12 protein-coding genes are annotated in these 17,156 nt (G+C 48.1%); 2 read left to right on the forward strand and 10 right to left on the reverse strand.

Going from position 1 to position 17,156, the window contains the following annotated elements:
- Window positions 1–147: 147 nt before the first annotated feature.
- From DWU89_RS16980 to DWU89_RS17025, 10 genes are all read right to left on the reverse strand, one after another.
- A complete protein-coding gene (locus DWU89_RS16980) occupies window positions 148–1,824 on the reverse strand; it encodes a sodium:solute symporter (RefSeq protein ID WP_115500825.1) in 1,677 nt (558 codons plus the stop codon).
- Window positions 1,825–1,856: 32 nt separating this feature from the next.
- A complete protein-coding gene (gene rpiB, locus DWU89_RS16985; protein ID WP_115500826.1) occupies window positions 1,857–2,288 on the reverse strand; it encodes a ribose 5-phosphate isomerase B in 432 nt (143 codons plus the stop codon).
- A gap of 56 nt (window positions 2,289–2,344) precedes the next feature.
- Entirely contained in the window at window positions 2,345–4,372 is a 2,028-nt protein-coding gene (locus DWU89_RS16990) for a transketolase family protein (protein WP_115500827.1), read from the reverse strand.
- A 56-nt stretch (window positions 4,373–4,428) separates the two neighbouring features.
- Window positions 4,429–6,108 (reverse strand): ribulokinase, encoded by a 1,680-nt coding sequence (locus DWU89_RS16995; RefSeq protein ID WP_115500828.1) that lies wholly within the window; start codon window positions 6,106–6,108, stop codon window positions 4,429–4,431.
- Window positions 6,109–6,111: 3 nt separating this feature from the next.
- Window positions 6,112–7,623: an L-arabinose isomerase gene (araA, locus tag DWU89_RS17000; RefSeq protein WP_115500829.1), complete on the reverse strand. Its 1,512-nt coding sequence runs from the start codon at window positions 7,621–7,623 to the stop codon at window positions 6,112–6,114.
- 32 nt (window positions 7,624–7,655) lie between these two features.
- Window positions 7,656–8,342 carry an L-ribulose-5-phosphate 4-epimerase gene (locus tag DWU89_RS17005; protein WP_115500830.1) on the reverse strand — a complete coding sequence of 229 codons (687 nt, stop codon included), beginning with the start codon at window positions 8,340–8,342 and terminating at the stop codon, window positions 7,656–7,658.
- Between the two features lie 205 nt (window positions 8,343–8,547).
- The gene (locus DWU89_RS17010; protein WP_115500831.1) at window positions 8,548–9,240 is read right to left on the reverse strand and encodes an NUDIX hydrolase; all 693 of its coding nucleotides are present in this window, start codon (window positions 9,238–9,240) and stop codon (window positions 8,548–8,550) included.
- A 28-nt stretch (window positions 9,241–9,268) separates the two neighbouring features.
- A complete protein-coding gene (gene galK, locus DWU89_RS17015) occupies window positions 9,269–10,414 on the reverse strand; it encodes a galactokinase (protein WP_115500832.1) in 1,146 nt (381 codons plus the stop codon).
- 101 nt (window positions 10,415–10,515) lie between these two features.
- Entirely contained in the window at window positions 10,516–11,796 is a 1,281-nt protein-coding gene (locus tag DWU89_RS17020) for an MFS transporter (protein ID WP_115500833.1), read from the reverse strand.
- 49 nt (window positions 11,797–11,845) lie between these two features.
- Window positions 11,846–12,925 (reverse strand): aldose epimerase family protein, encoded by a 1,080-nt coding sequence (locus tag DWU89_RS17025; RefSeq protein ID WP_115500834.1) that lies wholly within the window; start codon window positions 12,923–12,925, stop codon window positions 11,846–11,848.
- A 189-nt stretch (window positions 12,926–13,114) separates the two neighbouring features.
- On the opposite strand from DWU89_RS17025, the gene DWU89_RS17030 reads away from it, so the two are divergent.
- Together DWU89_RS17030 and DWU89_RS17035 are read left to right on the forward strand one after the other, a co-directional pair.
- Window positions 13,115–15,067: an alpha-L-arabinofuranosidase C-terminal domain-containing protein gene (locus tag DWU89_RS17030; RefSeq protein WP_115500835.1), complete on the forward strand. Its 1,953-nt coding sequence runs from the start codon at window positions 13,115–13,117 to the stop codon at window positions 15,065–15,067.
- 27 nt (window positions 15,068–15,094) lie between these two features.
- Window positions 15,095–17,035, forward strand: a complete 1,941-nt coding sequence (locus DWU89_RS17035) for a glycoside hydrolase family 97 protein (protein ID WP_115500836.1) — start codon at window positions 15,095–15,097, stop codon at window positions 17,033–17,035.
- The last annotated feature ends 121 nt before the right edge of the window (window positions 17,036–17,156 follow it).

Below are 17,156 nucleotides of genomic sequence, written 5' to 3' on the forward strand. Positions count from 1 at the left end.
AAGGGGGTGTGTCAAAACTGTCCTGTTCCCGCGCTTGACGCGGGATCGCATTAAAACCGACCATATAAGCAACTGATTGATAAGGTCTGTTCTTTTGCGGCCCTGCGTCAAGCGCGGGGACAAGGGTGTTTTGACACATCCCTTTGTTTACCAGAAATACCAATAGAAAGCAGCCGTAATACCCAGGATGATGACAGAGTGGATCACATCCCAATGGTTCCAGCTGGCACGCGTAGCCGCCTGTTCGGCAGGTGTCGAGGTTCCGAAGACCAAACCTTGTATCTTTCCGGGTTCGGGAGCCTTCGTGCAGAGGCTGACAACGATTGTCAGGATAATGCAGAACAGGAACATCCATCCGCAGAAGAAGAGCCAGTTCATATCGTAGAACAGCGCCTTGAACAGATTGTCGGATGCATCTGCAACGTTGCTATAATACACTTTTGCACTCAAGCGGGTGATACCGATCATGATACCGGCCAACATGCCCCACATACCGCCTTGCGCGGAAGTCCGTTTCCAGCATACGCCCAAAAGGAAGGCGGCGGCAATACCCGGAGAAAGTACGGATTGCACATCTTGCAAGTAATTGTAGAGTACGTCGCCAACGCTACGCATGATAGGAATCCACAGAATACCGAGGACTACGATTACGACTGTGGCTATCTGTCCGATTACGACCAGCTTCTTTTCCGGCGTTTCCGGTTTGAAACGTTTATAGAAGTCGATAGTAAACAACATAGCCGATGAATTGAACAGGGAAGCCAGCGAGCTCATCAGGGCTGCCAGAATACCGCATACGACAAGTCCTTTTACACCGGCCGGCAGCAGTTTCGCTACAAGGGTGGGGAAGGCAGCATCGGGAATGGAGAGTGTAAACACTTCACCGTTGATGACGATGCCATTCTTGCTCAATGCGAACGCAATCATACCGGGAATCAGGAACAGGAAAACGGGCAGTAGTTTCAAATAAGCGCCGAAGATCGCTCCGCGCCGGGCCTGTTGCATATTTTTACCGGAAAGAACACGCTGCACGATGTATTGGTCCGTACACCAATACCAGAAGCCGATGATAGAAGAACCGATCAGGGCGCCAAGCCACGGATATTGCGGGTCGCGGTTGTCGCGGATCAATTGTGTCATCGTATCGCCGTAGTCATTGACAACGACGGATTTGCAAGCCGCTATCATTTCATTCCATCCGCCTAATGCCTTGAAGCCGAGCACGAGGATTATCAGAGAACCCAGCAGAAGGATAGGGGTTTGAAGAACAGAGGTATAAAGGACGGATTTCATACCGCCGACAATCGTGTAGAGGGCGGTCAGCAGCACCAGCCCGATGGCTGCAATCCAGAAGAAGTCGATGCCCCATATTTCTTTAATGCCGAATACTTGTTGGAATACCAGTCCGCCGGCATACACCGTAACGGCGACTTTGGTCAATACATAACTGATAAGGGAGATGACGGAAAGGATTGTGCGGGATTGCGGGTTGTACCGCCTTTCCAGAAATTCCGGCATTGTGTACACCATGCTGCGTGTATAGAAAGGAACGAATACCCAGCCTAATATCAGGATCATCCATCCCTGTATTTCCCAGTGTGCCATTGCCATACCGCTGGATGCTCCTGCTCCGGCCAGTCCGATCAGGTGTTCGGAACCGATGTTGGATGCGAAGATAGATGCACCGATCGCGATCCAGCTTGCATCGCGGCCGCCGAGGAAATAGTCGGCGGAATTGTTTTGTTTTTGTTTAGTTACCCATATAATAATCCCGATTAGAGCTATTGCGAACAGCCCTATTACAATGAAGTCTAATGTTGCCATAATAGTGTTTTACATGATATTCCCCTTGAATGCTACAAGGGGATTTTGTCAATCCTGCGTTGATGCCGACCGCCTTCAAACGAGGTGTTCAGGAAGGCTTCGACCGTGCGAGTGGCTTCCTCTTGACTGATAAATCTGCCGGGCATGACAAGTATGTTTGCATCGTTATGCTCGCGTGCGAGACGTGCTATTTCTTCCATCCAGCATAGAGCTGCCCGTATTCCCTGGTGTTTATTGAGTGTCATGGCTATTCCGTTTCCGGTTCCGCAGATTGCTATTCCGGGATATACTTCACCGGCTTCTACCGCTTTAGCGAGCGGATGGGCGAAATCGGGATAATCACAACTTTCTGTCGAACAGGTTCCGAAATCTTTATAAGCTAACCCTTTCGAGTCGAGTATTTGTTTTACGTATTCTTTCAATTCGTACCCTGCGTGGTCACAACATAAACCGAGTGTTTTCATATTTATCTGTTAGAGGGAGAGGTGTCGCCTCTGCAACACCTCTCTTTATGTGTTTCTTATGCTAATAATTCTTTTACCTGATTGTAGACATTCTGTCCTGTGAAGCCGAGCTTCTCATCCAGCACCTTGTAAGGAGCGGAGAAGCCGAATGATTCGAGTCCCCAGACTTTACCGTTGGCGCCAACCAATCCTTCGAGGTTGACAGGCAGGCCGGCTGTGAGTCCGAATACCTTGCTTCCTGCCGGAATGACAGATTCCTGGTATTCTTTGCTCTGGCTGCGGAACAATCCTTCAGACGGAACAGATACAATGCGAACCTTGATGCCGTCGGCACGAAGCAGTGCTGCTCCTTCCTCCAGTGTGGATACTTCCGAGCCGGAAGCGACCATGATTACATCGGGATTCTCGTCGCCTTCTACAATGTAAGCTCCCTTTTCTGCCTGCAAAGCTTCCTCATAGCGGTTTCCTTTTGCGGGCAGGTCAGTGATGTTCTGACGGGAAAGAATTAATGCGGTAGGAGTGGCTGTGTTTTCCATCGCCATCTTCCATGCAATCGTCGTTTCGGTCACGTCTGCCGGACGAAGTACCAACATGGAGTTATGTCCCTTGTGGTTCTTCAGTTTTTCCATCAGACGGATCTGTGCTTCCTGTTCAACCGGTTCGTGAGTCGGCCCGTCTTCACCAACGCGGAAGGCGTCGTGCGACCAGACGAACTTAACCGGCTGTTCCATCAAGGCAGCCATACGGATAGCGGGTTTCATGTAGTCGGAGAATACGAAGAATGTACCGCAAGCAACGATAACACCTCCGTGCAGTGACATACCGATACATACGCAAGCCATCGTCAGTTCGGCTACGCCGGCCTGGAAGAATGCTCCGCTGAAATCGCCTTTCACGAATGAATGTGTCTTCTTCAGGAAACCGTCTGTCTTGTCCGAGTTGGAAAGGTCGGCAGAAGAAACGATCATGTTTTCAACCTGGGTAGCCAATACGCCTAAGACTGTGGCAGAGGCGGCGCGGGTTGCCTGGTTCGGCTTCTGTTCGATAGCTTTCCAGTCGATAACGGGCGCTTTGCCTGAGAACCATTGTTCCATCTTGGCAGCCAACTCCGGGTTTGCCTTTGCCCATTCTGCTTTTGCAGCATAGCGTTCGGCAACGATTGCTTCCAGTTCTTTAGTCCGTTTAGCATACAGTTCTGCAACTTCGGGGAAGACTTGGAACGGCTCGTCCGGGTTTCCTCCTAAGTTCTTGATTGTGTCTGCGATCGATACGCCGGCCGCGGAAAGAGGTTGTCCGTGTGTGGAAACCTTGTTTTCGTAGCTGCTGTTGTCCGGACCAACGGCACCTTTACCCATGATCGTATTTCCGATGATCAGGGTCGGACGGGATGTTTCGGCTTTCGCTTCGGTCAGTGCCCGGCGGATTTCCGCAACGTCGTTTCCGTTGATCGTAATGACTTTCCAGCCCCATGCTTCGTATTTCATGGCTACGTTTTCGGCAGTCACTTCTTCTACGGTTGTAGAAAGCTGGATGTTGTTGGCATCGTAGAACATAATCAGGTTATCCAGTCCCAGCGTACCGGCAATACGTCCGGCTCCCTGTGAGATTTCTTCCTGGATACCTCCGTCAGAAATATATGTGTAAATCGTCTGATTCATAACGTCACCCAGGCGTGCTTTCAGGAACTTGGCGGCAATAGCGGCACCTACGGCGTAGGTATGGCCTTGTCCCAGCGGACCGGATGTGTTTTCTATACCACGCATCACGTTGACTTCGGGATGGCCCGGAGTTACGCTACCCCACTGGCGGAACTGTTTCAGTTCGTCGATAGTGAATTTACCTGTGAGGGCGAGTACTGAATAAAGCATAGGCGACATATGGCCCGGGTCTTGGAAGTAGCGGTCTCTGCCTTCCCATGTGGGGTTCTTGGGATCATATACGAGAAACTCCGAAAACAGTACGTTTATGAAGTCTGCACCACCCATTGCTCCGCCGGGGTGACCGGATTTCGCCTTTTCAACCATAGACGCAGCCAAAATACGGATGTTGTCTGCTGCTTTGTTCATTAATTTAATATCGTTCATCGTATGAATTATTTTATTTTTTTGCAAAGATAGGCAATCTCTTCGTATTGACCATCCTATCCTTGAAACAATTCATTTTCCGTAAAGTTTCCTAATTTCCGATATTTCTCATAAAGAGCAAGATACGTCAGATGATTTTCGTGATTCGGCAGGTATTCTTTTGCAAAACCTTGTCCCATAGCTTGCTGGGCATCTTCAATTTTGGCATATATACCGGCTGCCACGGCGGCAAACATGGAAGCACCGAAAGCGCATGCCTGTTCTGCTTTTGCCACTTTGATCGGCATATCCAATACGTCTGCCAATGTCTGCATCACAAACGGGGATTTCAGCGAGATGCCGCCGATACCGATCACACTCTCGATCTTGATACCGTTCTCGAGGAAACGGTCTACGATGGCTTTCGATCCGAATGCCGTCGCTTCCACCAGTGCGCGGAAGATAAGCGGAGCGGAGCTTGCAAGGTTGAGGCCGGTGATCGTTCCTTTTACCAGTTGGCTGGCATCGGGCGTCCGGCGTCCGTTCATCCAGTCTACCGCCAGGATCGTACTTTCGCTAACCGGAACCTTGGCTGCCTCTTCGGACAGGAGCGGGATGATCTTGTCTGCCGTCTCCGCGATCAGCTTGGCTTTTGTCTCTTCGTCTATCAACGTACTCTTGACTAATATGTTTTCGAGCGGCCATGCCAGTACACGTTTGAACCAGGCATAGATATCTCCGAAACCGGATTGCCCGGCTTCCAGTCCTACCATGCCGGGAATAACGGAACCGTCTACCTGTCCGCAGATGCCGGGAACCAGTTTGTCTCCCATCTCTTCATAAGAAGAAACCATGATGTCGCAGGTCGATGTGCCGATCACACGGACGAAGGTCCGGGGCGTGATTTCCGCACCTACGGCTCCCATGTGGCAGTCGAATGCGCCGACGGAAACGGCAACGTCGGTCGTCAGTCCGAGGCGTTCCGCCCATTCCGGCGTTAAAGTTCCTACCTGCGTGTCGCTGGTATATGTCTTTTCGAATAGATGGCTGCGGAAGCCTGCCAGTTTAGGTTCGAGGGCTGTCAGGAATTCTTCCGTAGGCAGCCCGCCCCATTTCTCCAGCCACATGGCTTTATGTCCGGCGGCACAACGACTGCGGTACACCTCTTCCGGTTTTGTCTTACCGGTGATAAGGGCAGGCAGCCAGTCGCAATGTTCGATCCAGGCATATGCGTCTTTGCAGAGACAGTCGTCTGTGCGAAGCACGTGCGCCATCTTGGCCCATACCCATTCGGAGGAATAGATACCGCCTTCGTATGCTGTGTAATCAATACCCCAGCGTTTAGCTAATTCATTGATCTCGGCAGCTTCCCGGATAGCGGTATGGTCCTTCCAGAGCACGAACATCGCATTCGGGTTCTCTGCATATTCCGGCAGCAGGGCGAGGGGAGTGCCGTTCTTGTCTGTCAGGACAGGAGTACTTCCGGTCGTATCGAAAGCGATACCGACCACCTTTGCGGCTGTTCCGGCAGGGCATTGTGCTAACGATTCTTTGACTGTCGCTTCCAGTCCTTCGATATAATCCAGCGGATGCTGGCGATATCGGTTCTTTGCCGGATCGCAGTATTTTCCTTCCATCCAGCGGGGATAATACTTGACAGCCGAAGCGATTTCTTCGCCTGTGGCTGCATTCACGACTACGGCGCGACAGGAGTCGCTGCCGTAGTCAAGACCTATAACATATTGTTCGTTTGCCATAGCTTATGCCTGTAATGCACGGTTCAACATATAATACAGGTCATTGTATTGCAATTCCTTCTTGAAGCTGGAGATCGTCGTATCCTTGTCGATAACCACCAGTTCGATGCCTGCGATATCGGCATAATCTTCCATATATTCGACTGTCAGGTCGTAGGAGAAGCTCGTATGGTGCGTACCTCCGGCCAGAATCCAGGCAGCAGCACCGATCTCGAGATTCGGTTGCGGAATCCACAGTGCGCTGGCAACAGGAAGGTTGGGCAGCGGTTTGCTCTTGATACAGTCTACTTTGTTTACAATGAGGCGGAAGCGGTTACCCATATCGACGATTGTCGCGGCAACGCCTTCACCTGGTTTGCTGGTGAATACGAGACGCGCCGTTTCACTGTCTATACCGATGCTCAGGCGGTGTACTTCCAGTTTCGGCTTGTGTTCGGCTATCAGCGGACAAACCTCCAGCATGTGCGCCTGGAGGATTGCGCTCTGTTCTCCGTCGAAGTTCAGCGTGTAGTCTTCGAGGAAAGAACAACCTTTCGGCATTCCCTGGCTCATGTACCACATCGTACGGTATAAGGCTGCTGTTTTCCAGTCGCCTTCCGCACCGAAACCGTATCCTTCCGTCATCAGGCGTTGAGATGCCAGTCCTGGGATCTGGTCGAAGTTGCCCAGGTCGTCGAAGTTTGTGGTAAAGGCTTTCGCTCCCTTGTCTTTCAGGATACGGCGGATTGCTATTTCTGCTTTAGCGGAGTTCCATACCTTGGCGTATGCTTCCGTACTTTTGTCTTCCAGTTCGGGGGCATGGTCGTATTCTGCAAAATACTTGCCGACAAGTTCCAGTGTGTCTTTGTCTTCTACAGAATTATAGTATTCCATCAGGTCGTTAACCGGACAGTAGTCTACATGATAGCCCAGTTTCAGCTCGGCTTCCACCTTGTCGCCATCCGTAACGGCTACATTGTTCATCTGGTCGCCGAAACGGATGATCAGCATATCCTGTGCGTCCGCCCAAGCCGCAGCTACGCGCATCCAGATTGCGATCTTAGCCTGTGCTTTTGGGTCTTGCCAGTGTCCGACCACTACTTTACGGTTCTTGCGCATACGGCTTACCATGTGGCCGAACTCGCGGTCTCCGTGGGCGGACTGGTTTAGGTTCATGAAGTCCATATCCATTGTTTCCCAGGGAATCTCTTTGTTAAACTGAGTATGGAAATGAAGTAACGGTTTTTTCAATTCCTGCAGGCCGTGTATCCACATTTTGGCAGGAGAGAAGGTGTGCATCCAGGTAATGACGCCGATACATTTGTCATCGTTGTTGGCTGCCTTGAATGCTGCTGTCACTTCTTTAGCCGAGTTCACAGTTCCTTTATACACCACTTTGACCGGCAGGTTTCCGGATTCGTTCAATCCTTTTACCATTTCATTGGAATGGGCATCCACCTGGATTACCGCGTCGCCTCCGTACAGCAGCTGCGCTCCTGTTACGAACCATACTTCAAGATCTTTAAAATTTGTCATGGTCTATTGATTTAATTGTTATATGTTTATTTCTATTTTTGTCCGTAGTAAGCATTCGGGCCGTGTTTACGCTCGAAATGTTTCGTGATAAGATGTTTGTTCATCGTAAGTTGCGGATTGATTCCGTAAGAGATGTAAGCCATCTTGGCAACCTGTTCCATCACAACTGCGTTGTAGACGGCTTCGGCTGCATCCTTTCCCCATGAGAACGGGCCGTGATTTCCGACCAATACTCCCGGAATATGCACCGGGTTCAACTCTTTAAAACGTTCGACAATCACGTTGCCGGTTTCCTTTTCGTAATCGCCTTCCACTTCCTCTTTCGTCATCTGGCGGGTGCAGGGAATGGCGTCGCTGAAATAATCGGCGTGCGTCGTACCGATGTTCGGTATGTCGCATCCGGCCTGTGCCCACGATGTCGCATAGGTGGAGTGGGTGTGTACGATTCCTCCGATTTCCGGGAATGCTTTGTATAAAACCAAATGGGTAGGAGTGTCTGACGACGGCTTCAGTTTGCCTTCCATTATATTTCCGTCCAGATCGAGTACCACCATGTCGCTGGCTTTCATTGTCTCGTAAGAAACTCCGGATGGTTTGATTACAATCAGGCCCTTTTCCCGGTCTATGGCACTGACATTGCCCCAGGTGAATAGGACCAACCCATGTTTTACCAGGCCCAGATTGGCTTCGAAAACCTGTTCTTTTAACTCTTTAACCATACTTATTTACTTCTTTATTGTGGTTTGTATGTGTCGGGTGTAAAAGTAACACTTTTGTAAAGTGAGTGCACAAAAAAAGCTATGTTCTACAACATAGCTGCCTTTATTTTGCTTTTTCTTCCCCGGGCATGGAATTTTAGTTTCATGCCCAAGAAATTCCAATCCCATGGGCATGAAGCCGAAATTGCATTCGGATGGCTCTTTTTTATAACGAGAAGTAGAAACCCTGTTCCAGCAAACGATCGTATTTTTCTTTGTTGAACATATAATAGAATGCTCCTCTTTTGGAACCTTTCTTATCTTTCTCATCCAACTTTTCCAGGATATCCATTGCATTGAGCTTCTTGCGGAAGTTACGTTTATCCAGTTGAGTCTGGTAGATTGCTTCATACAGGCTTTGCAATTGAGGCAAAGTGAATTTTTCGGGAAGCAGATTGAAACCGACCGGACGGGTAGCTGCTTTTCTGCGCAGGCGTGCCAGCGTGTCGGTGATCATCCGGTTATGGTCGAATATAAGTTGCGGCACTTCGCTGATCTTTGTCCATACGGCATTATGCTCTTCCAGTGTTTCGGCACTGAAGTCATTCATGTTTACCAGTGAATAGTATGCTACGGAGATCACCCGCTCTCCAAGATCGCGGGTAACATCTCCGTAAGCACCTACCTGTTCCATAAAAAGATTATCGATTCCGGTACAGTCGGTAAGCACACGTGATGCGGCTTCTTCTATACTCTCACCGACTTTGATAAAACCGCCCATCAGGGACCATTGTCCTAACATTGGTTCAAACTTCCGTTTATAAAGTAATACATTAAGTTCACCCTGGTTGAATCCTAAGATGATACAGTCTACAGAAACGTAAAATTTGGTTTCCTCCTGATAAAAAGCGGCTGTCATGATTTTATGGAATTATAATTAATTATGTTTATGCGAGTTTGCGTGCGCCGTCGCTGATAACTACGTTGTACAATTTCGGCTCGTGACCAAACTTGGCTGTGTAAGATTCGAATGCTTCTTTCACGAATGCATCGTATTTCTCTTCTTTCACCAGGTTAATCGTACAACCTCCGAAACCACCGCCCATTACGCGTGAACCGGTTACACCGCATTTCTTAGCTACATCGTTCAGGAAATCCAGTTCTTCGCAGCTGACTTCGTAGAGTTTGCTCATGCCGTGATGTGTTTCGAACATCTTCTGGCCTACGGTTTCGTAATCGTCTTTTTCGAGTGCTTCGCAAACGTCGAGTACGCGTTGTACTTCTTCGATTACGTATTCTGCACGCATATAGTCTTCTGCACTGATGTCACCTTTCACTTCGTTCAGCATATCCATTGTTGCATCACGCAGGAATTCAACTTCCGGATGATTGCGACGGATGGCTGCTGCAGCGTTTTCGCAAGACTGACGGCGTTTGTTGTAAGCAGAAGAAGCCAGTTCGTGTTTTACTACAGAATCCAGCAATACCAACTTGTAACCAACCGGGTGGAACGGGAAATATTTATATTCGAGTGAACGGCAATCCAGGCGGATCAGGCTTCCTTCTTTACCGAATACGGAAGCAAACTGGTCCATGATACCGCAGTTTACACCGCAATAATTATGTTCGGTGGACTGGCCGATCTTAGCTAATTCAAATTTGTCGATGTTCAGGGAGAACAGGTCGTTCAACGCAAATGCGTATGTGCTTTCCAATGCAGCGGAAGAGGACATACCTGCACCCAGAGGAACATCACCTGCAAATACGGTGTCGAATCCCTGGATCTGTCCGCCACGTTTGATGATTTCGCGGCAAACACCGAAGATGTATCTTGCCCAGCTTGCTTTGGGTGCGTCTTCTTCGTTCAGACCAAATTCGGCGTAATCATTCAGGTCTACAGAGAAAGCACGGACTTTACCTGTTCCGTTCGGCTTGATTTCAGCAATCATGCCTTTGTCGATTGCACCCGGGAATACGAAACCTCCATTATAGTCGGTATGTTCACCGATCAAATTGATACGACCCGGAGATGCATATACGCTACCTTCTACAGAGAATAACTCCTGAAATTTATTTCTGATTTTTTGTCTCATGATAGATTTGTTTTTTAATTAGGTTATTAAACAATTGAAGAAATTATCCGACTACAAATATAGTTAGATAATTTCTTCAATCATATAGTTACACTTATTTTTTATTCAACAGGAATGTCCTTGTTTACATTCTTGCAACCGACTAATGCATAGAACAACAAGTAAGCCAAAGCGATGAGGATGACAGCGTAGCTGGTCATGAATCCGGACATATCGGCAATCTGGCCCTGGATCAGAGGCAGAATACCACCACCGCAAACCAATACCATAAAGATACCGGAAGCAGCTTCCGTATATTTACCTAAACCTTCTACAGCCAAGTTGAAGATACCACCCCACATGATGGAAGTACAAAGACCGCAAAGCGCCATAAACATGATGCTGATAGGAACTTGTGCCGTACCGAAAGAAATATCGCTCTTGAATACCGGCATACTTACCAAAGTTGTGATCGGGCAGACAAATGCAAGGATGATGAACAGGATACCGACACTTGATGCAAGCGTAAGCATCGCTTTACTTGTAAACTTACCACCCAGAGATGCTCCGACCAAACGTCCGATCAGCATCAGGAACCAATATGTTCCTACTACCGAACCAGCGATTGTAGAGTCGATTGCCAAACCGCCGCCTGCTTCCGGTGTCATCATAAACAAACCTGCGAAATGAGGAATACCTACTTCGATACCTACATACACAAAGATTGCGATTGCACCGAATTTGAAATGACGGAAGGACAACGGGCTGTGTTCGTTCTTTACATTTTTAGCTTTAGCCAAACTTGGTTCCGGAATGCTCATGAAGAACAAAACCAGGAATGCTATGGCAAAGATAGCCATTGCGATGTACAGAGCGGGTAATGCTTTTTCAATTGTGCGTTCTTCAACAACGGTACCCATCAGATAACCGACCAAAACCGGAACGATAGTTGCTGATACCGAGTTCAGCGAACCACCCATCTGGATTAACTGGTTACCCTTCTTGCCGCCACCACCGAGCGTGTTCAACATCGGGTTTACTACTGTATTCAACATACACATAGAGAAACCTGAAACGAAAGCACCGGCAACGTAAGTGGCAAATCCCATTTTAGAGGAAAGTACCTGGATACCTACACCGACAAAACCGACGACAATTGCGATTAACGCTGTCTTTTTATAACCGATTTTTTGCAAAAGCATACCTGCGGGGATTCCCATAAAGGCATAGGCTATAAAGTTTGCAAAGAAACCTAACGTAGCTTCGAAGTTGGATGCTCCGAATTCGTTTTGCACAATTGCCCCGAAAGGTTGAGGCAAACCCGTAACGAAAGAGATCATAGCGAACAATGCGAACATCATCGCTATTGGTAATACATAACTTTTCTGTTTAGTTGACTCCATTTCTTTTTAGATATTTAGATTATTAATATTTAGGTCTGTTGGATTCTATTTATTCAATCGTGAATTTATAGATAGTCTTGCTCTGGAATACTTCGCCCGGGCGCAATACGGTGGACGGATATTCCGGCTTATTCGGACTGTCGGGATAATGCTGTGTTTCCAGGCAGAGAGCGGCGCGGGCCGGATAGCGCTGTCCGTTCTTCCCAACGAAATTGCCGGTCATCCAGTTACCTGTATATAGTTGCACGCCCGGTTGTGTGGTGTAGCATTCCATTACGATACCGGTTTTAGGCGACACGCAACGGGCACAGAACGACAGTTCGTTTTCTTCTGTTTTATTTAATATATATGTATGGTCATATCCTTTTCCGAAATTCAGCGCTTCGAAATCTTCGTCGATGCGTTCGCCCACTTCGTGAGGAGTGCGGAAGTCCATCGGAGTGCCTTCCACCTTTTCTTTCGGGCCATAAGGGATAGCCGTATCGTCTGTCGGCAGGTAATAATCTGCGTTGATCGTCAGTTTATGGTCGTAAACGGAAGGATCGCCTTGGCCTGAGAGGTTGAAATAGGAGTGGTTCGTCAGGTTGAGCACAGTCGGCTTGTCCGTTACGGCATGATACATAATCACGACTTCGTTGTCATCGGAGAGGTGGTAAGTCACAGTCGTATCGAGCTTTCCGGGGAAGCCTTCTTCGCCGTCGGCGGAAGTATATTTCAGCTCTACCGTCTGGTTGTCGATCTTGTTCAGATCCCAGACAACGGAGTTGAATCCTTTCAAACCGCCGTGCAGACTGTTAGGCCCGTTGTTGATAGCCAGTTTATCGTACACAACACCATCCAATGTGAATTTTCCGCCTGCAATACGGTTTCCATATCGTCCGCAGATTGCTCCGAAATAGGCTTCTTCGGAAACCAGGTATTCGTCTATAGAATTGTGTCCTGTCACTACATCGGTTAACTTTCCGGACCGATCCGGTACCATAAGCGATACAATTTTTGCACCGTAGTTGGTAATGGTAAGTTCTGCTCCTTTGTTATTTGTAAGGATGCATAGCATCGTCTCCTTGCCGTCTAATTGCTTGCTGAAGTTAGCCACAGTTAAGCCAGACAGCGTGCTTTCGTTCTTCATGTAAATAATGTTTCAAAATTGTGTGTAAAATTACTCTCTTCTTTGTATTCATGCACTACTTTAAAGATGTTTTATAGCATAAAAGGGCTTTTTGTCGACTAAAATGACTGATTTCTCACCTTTGAATCAAAACAATTAGTGTACATTTGCAACTAAATAATCTTTATATTCACGGAAAAACACATATCTATGACAAAAAGTATGAGAAAAGCCATTGCCCTGTGTCTATTTAGTATGGGAGCTGTCGGTTTAATGGCACAAAGTAATGAGTTTAAGATAGATGTACAGAGGCCGGGTGCACCTATCCAATCGACCATGTACGGTATCTTTTTTGAAGACATCAATTTTGGTGCAGACGGAGGCTTGTACGCCGAGCTTATCAAGAACCGTTCTTTTGAGTTCGATAATCCTTTTGGTGGCTGGACTCCCTTTGGGAATGTGACAGTGCAGACTAAAAATCCCTGTTTCGACCGTAACCCGCATTATGTCCGTCTTTCTTATGAAAAAGAACTGACCGGCACAGGCTTGGATAACGAAGGTTTTAAAGGTATCGGTATCCGGGAAGGGGAAAAGTATGATTTTTCTTTGTACGCCCGTGTTCAGTCCGGTGCGCCTGTCAAACTGCGTATTAATCTGGTGAACAGCCAAAACGACCTGTATGAAGAAAAAGTAATTGAGGTTAGCGGTAAGGAATGGAAAAAATATACGGTAGTCGTGACCCCAGGAGCAACAGAGGCTCATTCCCGCCTGCGTATTACGATGGCTACAAAAGGAACTGTCGATCTGGAACATATTTCTTTGTTCCCGCAAAAGACATTCAACAATCGTCCGAACGGGATGCGTGCCGACCTGGCGCAGGCGTTGAAAGATTTGAAACCGGGTGTTTTCCGTTTCCCGGGCGGTTGTATTGTGGAAGGGACCGACAAGGCAACCCGCTATCAGTGGAAGAACACGATCGGCCCAGTTGAAAACCGTCCGATCAACATCAACCGCTGGAATTATACATTTGCCCATAAGAAGTTTCCCGACTATTACCAGTCTTACGGTTTAGGCTTCTTCGAATATTTCCAGTTGAGCGAAGATATAGGAGCCGAACCGCTTCCCGTATTGAACTGCGGTCTTTCCTGCCAGTATGAAAATCATGACCCGAATGAGAATTGTCCGGTGGATAAGCTACAGCCCTATATTGACGACGCACTCGACCTGATCGAGTTTGCCAATGGTCCGGTTACCAGCAAATGGGGAAAGATCCGTGCCGATATGGGACATCCGGCCCCGTTCAACCTGAAACTTCTTGCGATCGGCAACGAACAATGGGGATCGCTTTACACGGAACGTCTTGAACCGTTTGTGAAGGCCATCCGTGCCAAATATCCGGAAATACAGATTGTCGGGAGTTCCGGTCCGCAGTCGGAAGGGGAAGACTTCGATTACCTCTGGCCGGAGATGAAACGGCTGAAGGTCGATTTGGTGGACGAACATTTCTATCGTTCTCCCGAATGGTTCCTGAACGGAGCCAAACGCTATGATTCGTATGATCGGCAAGGCCCGAAAGTGTTTGCCGGAGAATACGCCTGTCATGCTCCCAATCGTGAGAACAGCTTCCTGACAGCCCTTTGTGAAGCCGCCTTTATGACGGGGCTCGAACGAAATGCGGATGTCGTACATTTATGTACATACGCTCCGCTTTTTGCCCATGTCGATGCCTGGCAATGGCGTCCGGATCTGATCTGGTTCGACAATCTGTCGTTGGTGAAAACTCCTAACTATTATGTACAGCAGTTATACGGCCACAATGCCGGCACGAATGTACTGCCGTTAACGATGCAGAATGAGCCTGTAACGGGACAAAACGATCTTTATGCCACTGCCGCTGTCGACAAAAAGACAAATGAGCTGATTCTTAAGATCGCCAATACCGGAATCCGGCATAAAAAAGTGAAACTGAATATGAACGGCCTTTCCGCCGGTAAACATAAAGGAACGCTCACTTTGCTTCATTCTTCGGATCTGGAAGCAAAGAATACATTGTGTAATCCTTCCGGCATCATTCCTATCATATCCGATATCGAGATCGAAGCGCCGGAGACAGAAGTGACATTGAGTCCGCTCAGTTTCTCAGTTTATCGTTTTAAGCTGTAAGAATAGAAGATGTTAAAGACGGAAAAGATGAGAGCTGATTTAATAACATTGCTACTGTCACTGACTGTTTCCGTGCTATCAGCACAGGAACTGTCGGTGGCAGGGCCGGATCAAAACCTGGAAGTTCAGGTTTCTTTAAAAGATGGCAAACCTGTTTACCGGGTTAGCTATAAGGAGAAAACAATACTTGAAAATTCACCTTTGGGACTTGTCTCGAATGTCGGTGATTTCAGCAAGAACATGACCTATGTGGAGCATAAGGCCGGGAGGATAGACAAGACTTATACGCAGGATCGCATCAAACAATCGAGTATTCATTACCAGGCGAACGAGTTGACCTGTACGTTTGCCAATCCGGATCAGCAGAAAATCGAGGTTGTTTTCCGTGTCAGCAATAACGATGTCGCGTTCCGTTATGTGATGCCGCGATACGGGGAAACCGGCAGTTGTATGATCGAGAAGGAAATGACGGGATTCGATTTCCCTTCTTACACGACTACATTCCTGTGTCCGCAAAGTGATGCCATGATCGGCTGGAAGCGGACAAAGCCCAGTTATGAGGAAGAATACAAGGCTGATGCTCCAATGGACGAACGTTCGCAGTATGGGCATGGTTACACATTCCCTTGCTTGTTTCGTGTGGGTGGTGATGGCTGGGTTCTTGTCAGTGAAACGGGTGTCGACAGCCGTTATTGCGCTTCCCATTTGAGTGATGCTACAGCGGATGGTTTGTACACGATTGCATTTCCGATGCCGGAGGAAAATAATGGAAACGGTTCTGCCGCTCCCGGTTTGTCTCTACCAGGCAGTACACCGTGGCGCACGCTTACAGTCGGCGAAACATTGAAACCGATCGTCGAAACGACTATTCCCTGGGATGTCGTAGACCCTTTATATGAAACAGAGCATGATTATCGCTTCGGACGTGGAACCTGGAGCTGGATTCTCTGGCAGGACGGGAGTATTAATTATGACGACCAGGTGAAATATGTAGACTTTGCAGCAGCGATGGGTTATGAATATGTATTGATCGATAACTGGTGGGATACGAATATCGGTCGCGACCGGATGAAATCGCTTGTCGACTATGCGCACCGCAAACATGTGGATGTGTTCCTGTGGTATAGTTCCAGCGGTTATTGGAATGATATCGAACAGGGGCCGGTCAACTGTATGGATAACCCTATTATACGCAAGCGGGAGATGAAATGGCTTCGCAGCCTGGGAGTGAAGGGCATCAAAGTCGATTTCTTCGGTGGTGACAAACAGGAAACGATGCGTCTTTACGAAGCGATCCTGAGTGATGCCGACGATAACGGGTTGATGGTCATTTTCCATGGCTGCACAATTCCGCGCGGTTGGGAACGTATGTATCCGAACTATGTCGGGAGCGAGGCTGTCCTGGCTTCCGAGAATCTGATATTCAACCAGCATTATGATGATAATGAGGCTTTCAATGCCTGCCTGCATCCGTTTATCCGGAATACGATCGGTTGCATGGAGTTTGGAGGCGTTTTGCTGAATAAGCGTCTGAACCGGACGAACGATGGCGGTACGATTCGTAAAACGACCGATGTTTTCCAGTTGGCGACAGCCGTCTTATTTCAGAATCCGATCCAGAATTTTGCGCTTGCCCCTAATAACCTGACGGATGTTCCGGCTTTTGAAATCGATTTTATGAAGCAGGTGCCGACTACTTGGGATGAGATTCGTTTTATTGACGGTTATCCCGGTAAGTATTGTGTTTTGGCCCGCCGTCATGCCGACAAATGGTATGTGGCAGGTATCAACGCCGGTAAAGAACCGCTGAAGCTGAAAATAACTCTCCCTATGTTTGCCGGAAAGAAAGTTACGGTGTATGATGATGACAAGAAGCGCAATCCGCGCATGACCGAGACATCCGTTAAAGCCGATGGAACAATCCAATTGGTTATCCAACCGGAAGGCGGGATGATTTGTTTGTTATAGCGTCTGTGTCCTGGCGGGTTTATCCTATTGATTCATTATTTGCCATATGAAACAATAAATGATGATTTAACGGTGTGTTTGCTCGTATTTACCGGACGCAGACGGGCGCAGATTACGCAGA

The organism is Parabacteroides acidifaciens (assembly GCF_003363715.1).
Taxonomy (GTDB): domain Bacteria; phylum Bacteroidota; class Bacteroidia; order Bacteroidales; family Tannerellaceae; genus Parabacteroides; species Parabacteroides acidifaciens.

Bases quoted from the DNA above. Each gene is read 5' to 3' on its own strand.
- galK (WP_115500832.1), bottom strand. From the start codon at position 10,414: ATGAGACAAAAAATCAGAAATAAATTTCAGGAGTTATTCTCTGTAGAA.
- rpiB (WP_115500826.1), bottom strand. From the start codon at position 2,288: ATGAAAACACTCGGTTTATGTTGTGACCACGCAGGGTACGAATTGAAA.
- DWU89_RS17020 (WP_115500833.1), bottom strand. From the start codon at position 11,796: ATGGAGTCAACTAAACAGAAAAGTTATGTATTACCAATAGCGATGATG.
- DWU89_RS17010 (WP_115500831.1), bottom strand. From the start codon at position 9,240: ATGACAGCCGCTTTTTATCAGGAGGAAACCAAATTTTACGTTTCTGTA.
- DWU89_RS17035 (WP_115500836.1), top strand. From the start codon at position 15,095: ATGAGAGCTGATTTAATAACATTGCTACTGTCACTGACTGTTTCCGTG.
- DWU89_RS16995 (WP_115500828.1), bottom strand. From the start codon at position 6,108: ATGGCAAACGAACAATATGTTATAGGTCTTGACTACGGCAGCGACTCC.
- DWU89_RS16980 (WP_115500825.1), bottom strand. From the start codon at position 1,824: ATGGCAACATTAGACTTCATTGTAATAGGGCTGTTCGCAATAGCTCTA.
- araA (WP_115500829.1), bottom strand. From the start codon at position 7,623: ATGACAAATTTTAAAGATCTTGAAGTATGGTTCGTAACAGGAGCGCAG.
- DWU89_RS16990 (WP_115500827.1), bottom strand. From the start codon at position 4,372: ATGAACGATATTAAATTAATGAACAAAGCAGCAGACAACATCCGTATT.
- DWU89_RS17005 (WP_115500830.1), bottom strand. From the start codon at position 8,342: ATGGTTAAAGAGTTAAAAGAACAGGTTTTCGAAGCCAATCTGGGCCTG.
- DWU89_RS17030 (WP_115500835.1), top strand. From the start codon at position 13,115: ATGACAAAAAGTATGAGAAAAGCCATTGCCCTGTGTCTATTTAGTATG.
- DWU89_RS17025 (WP_115500834.1), bottom strand. From the start codon at position 12,925: ATGAAGAACGAAAGCACGCTGTCTGGCTTAACTGTGGCTAACTTCAGC.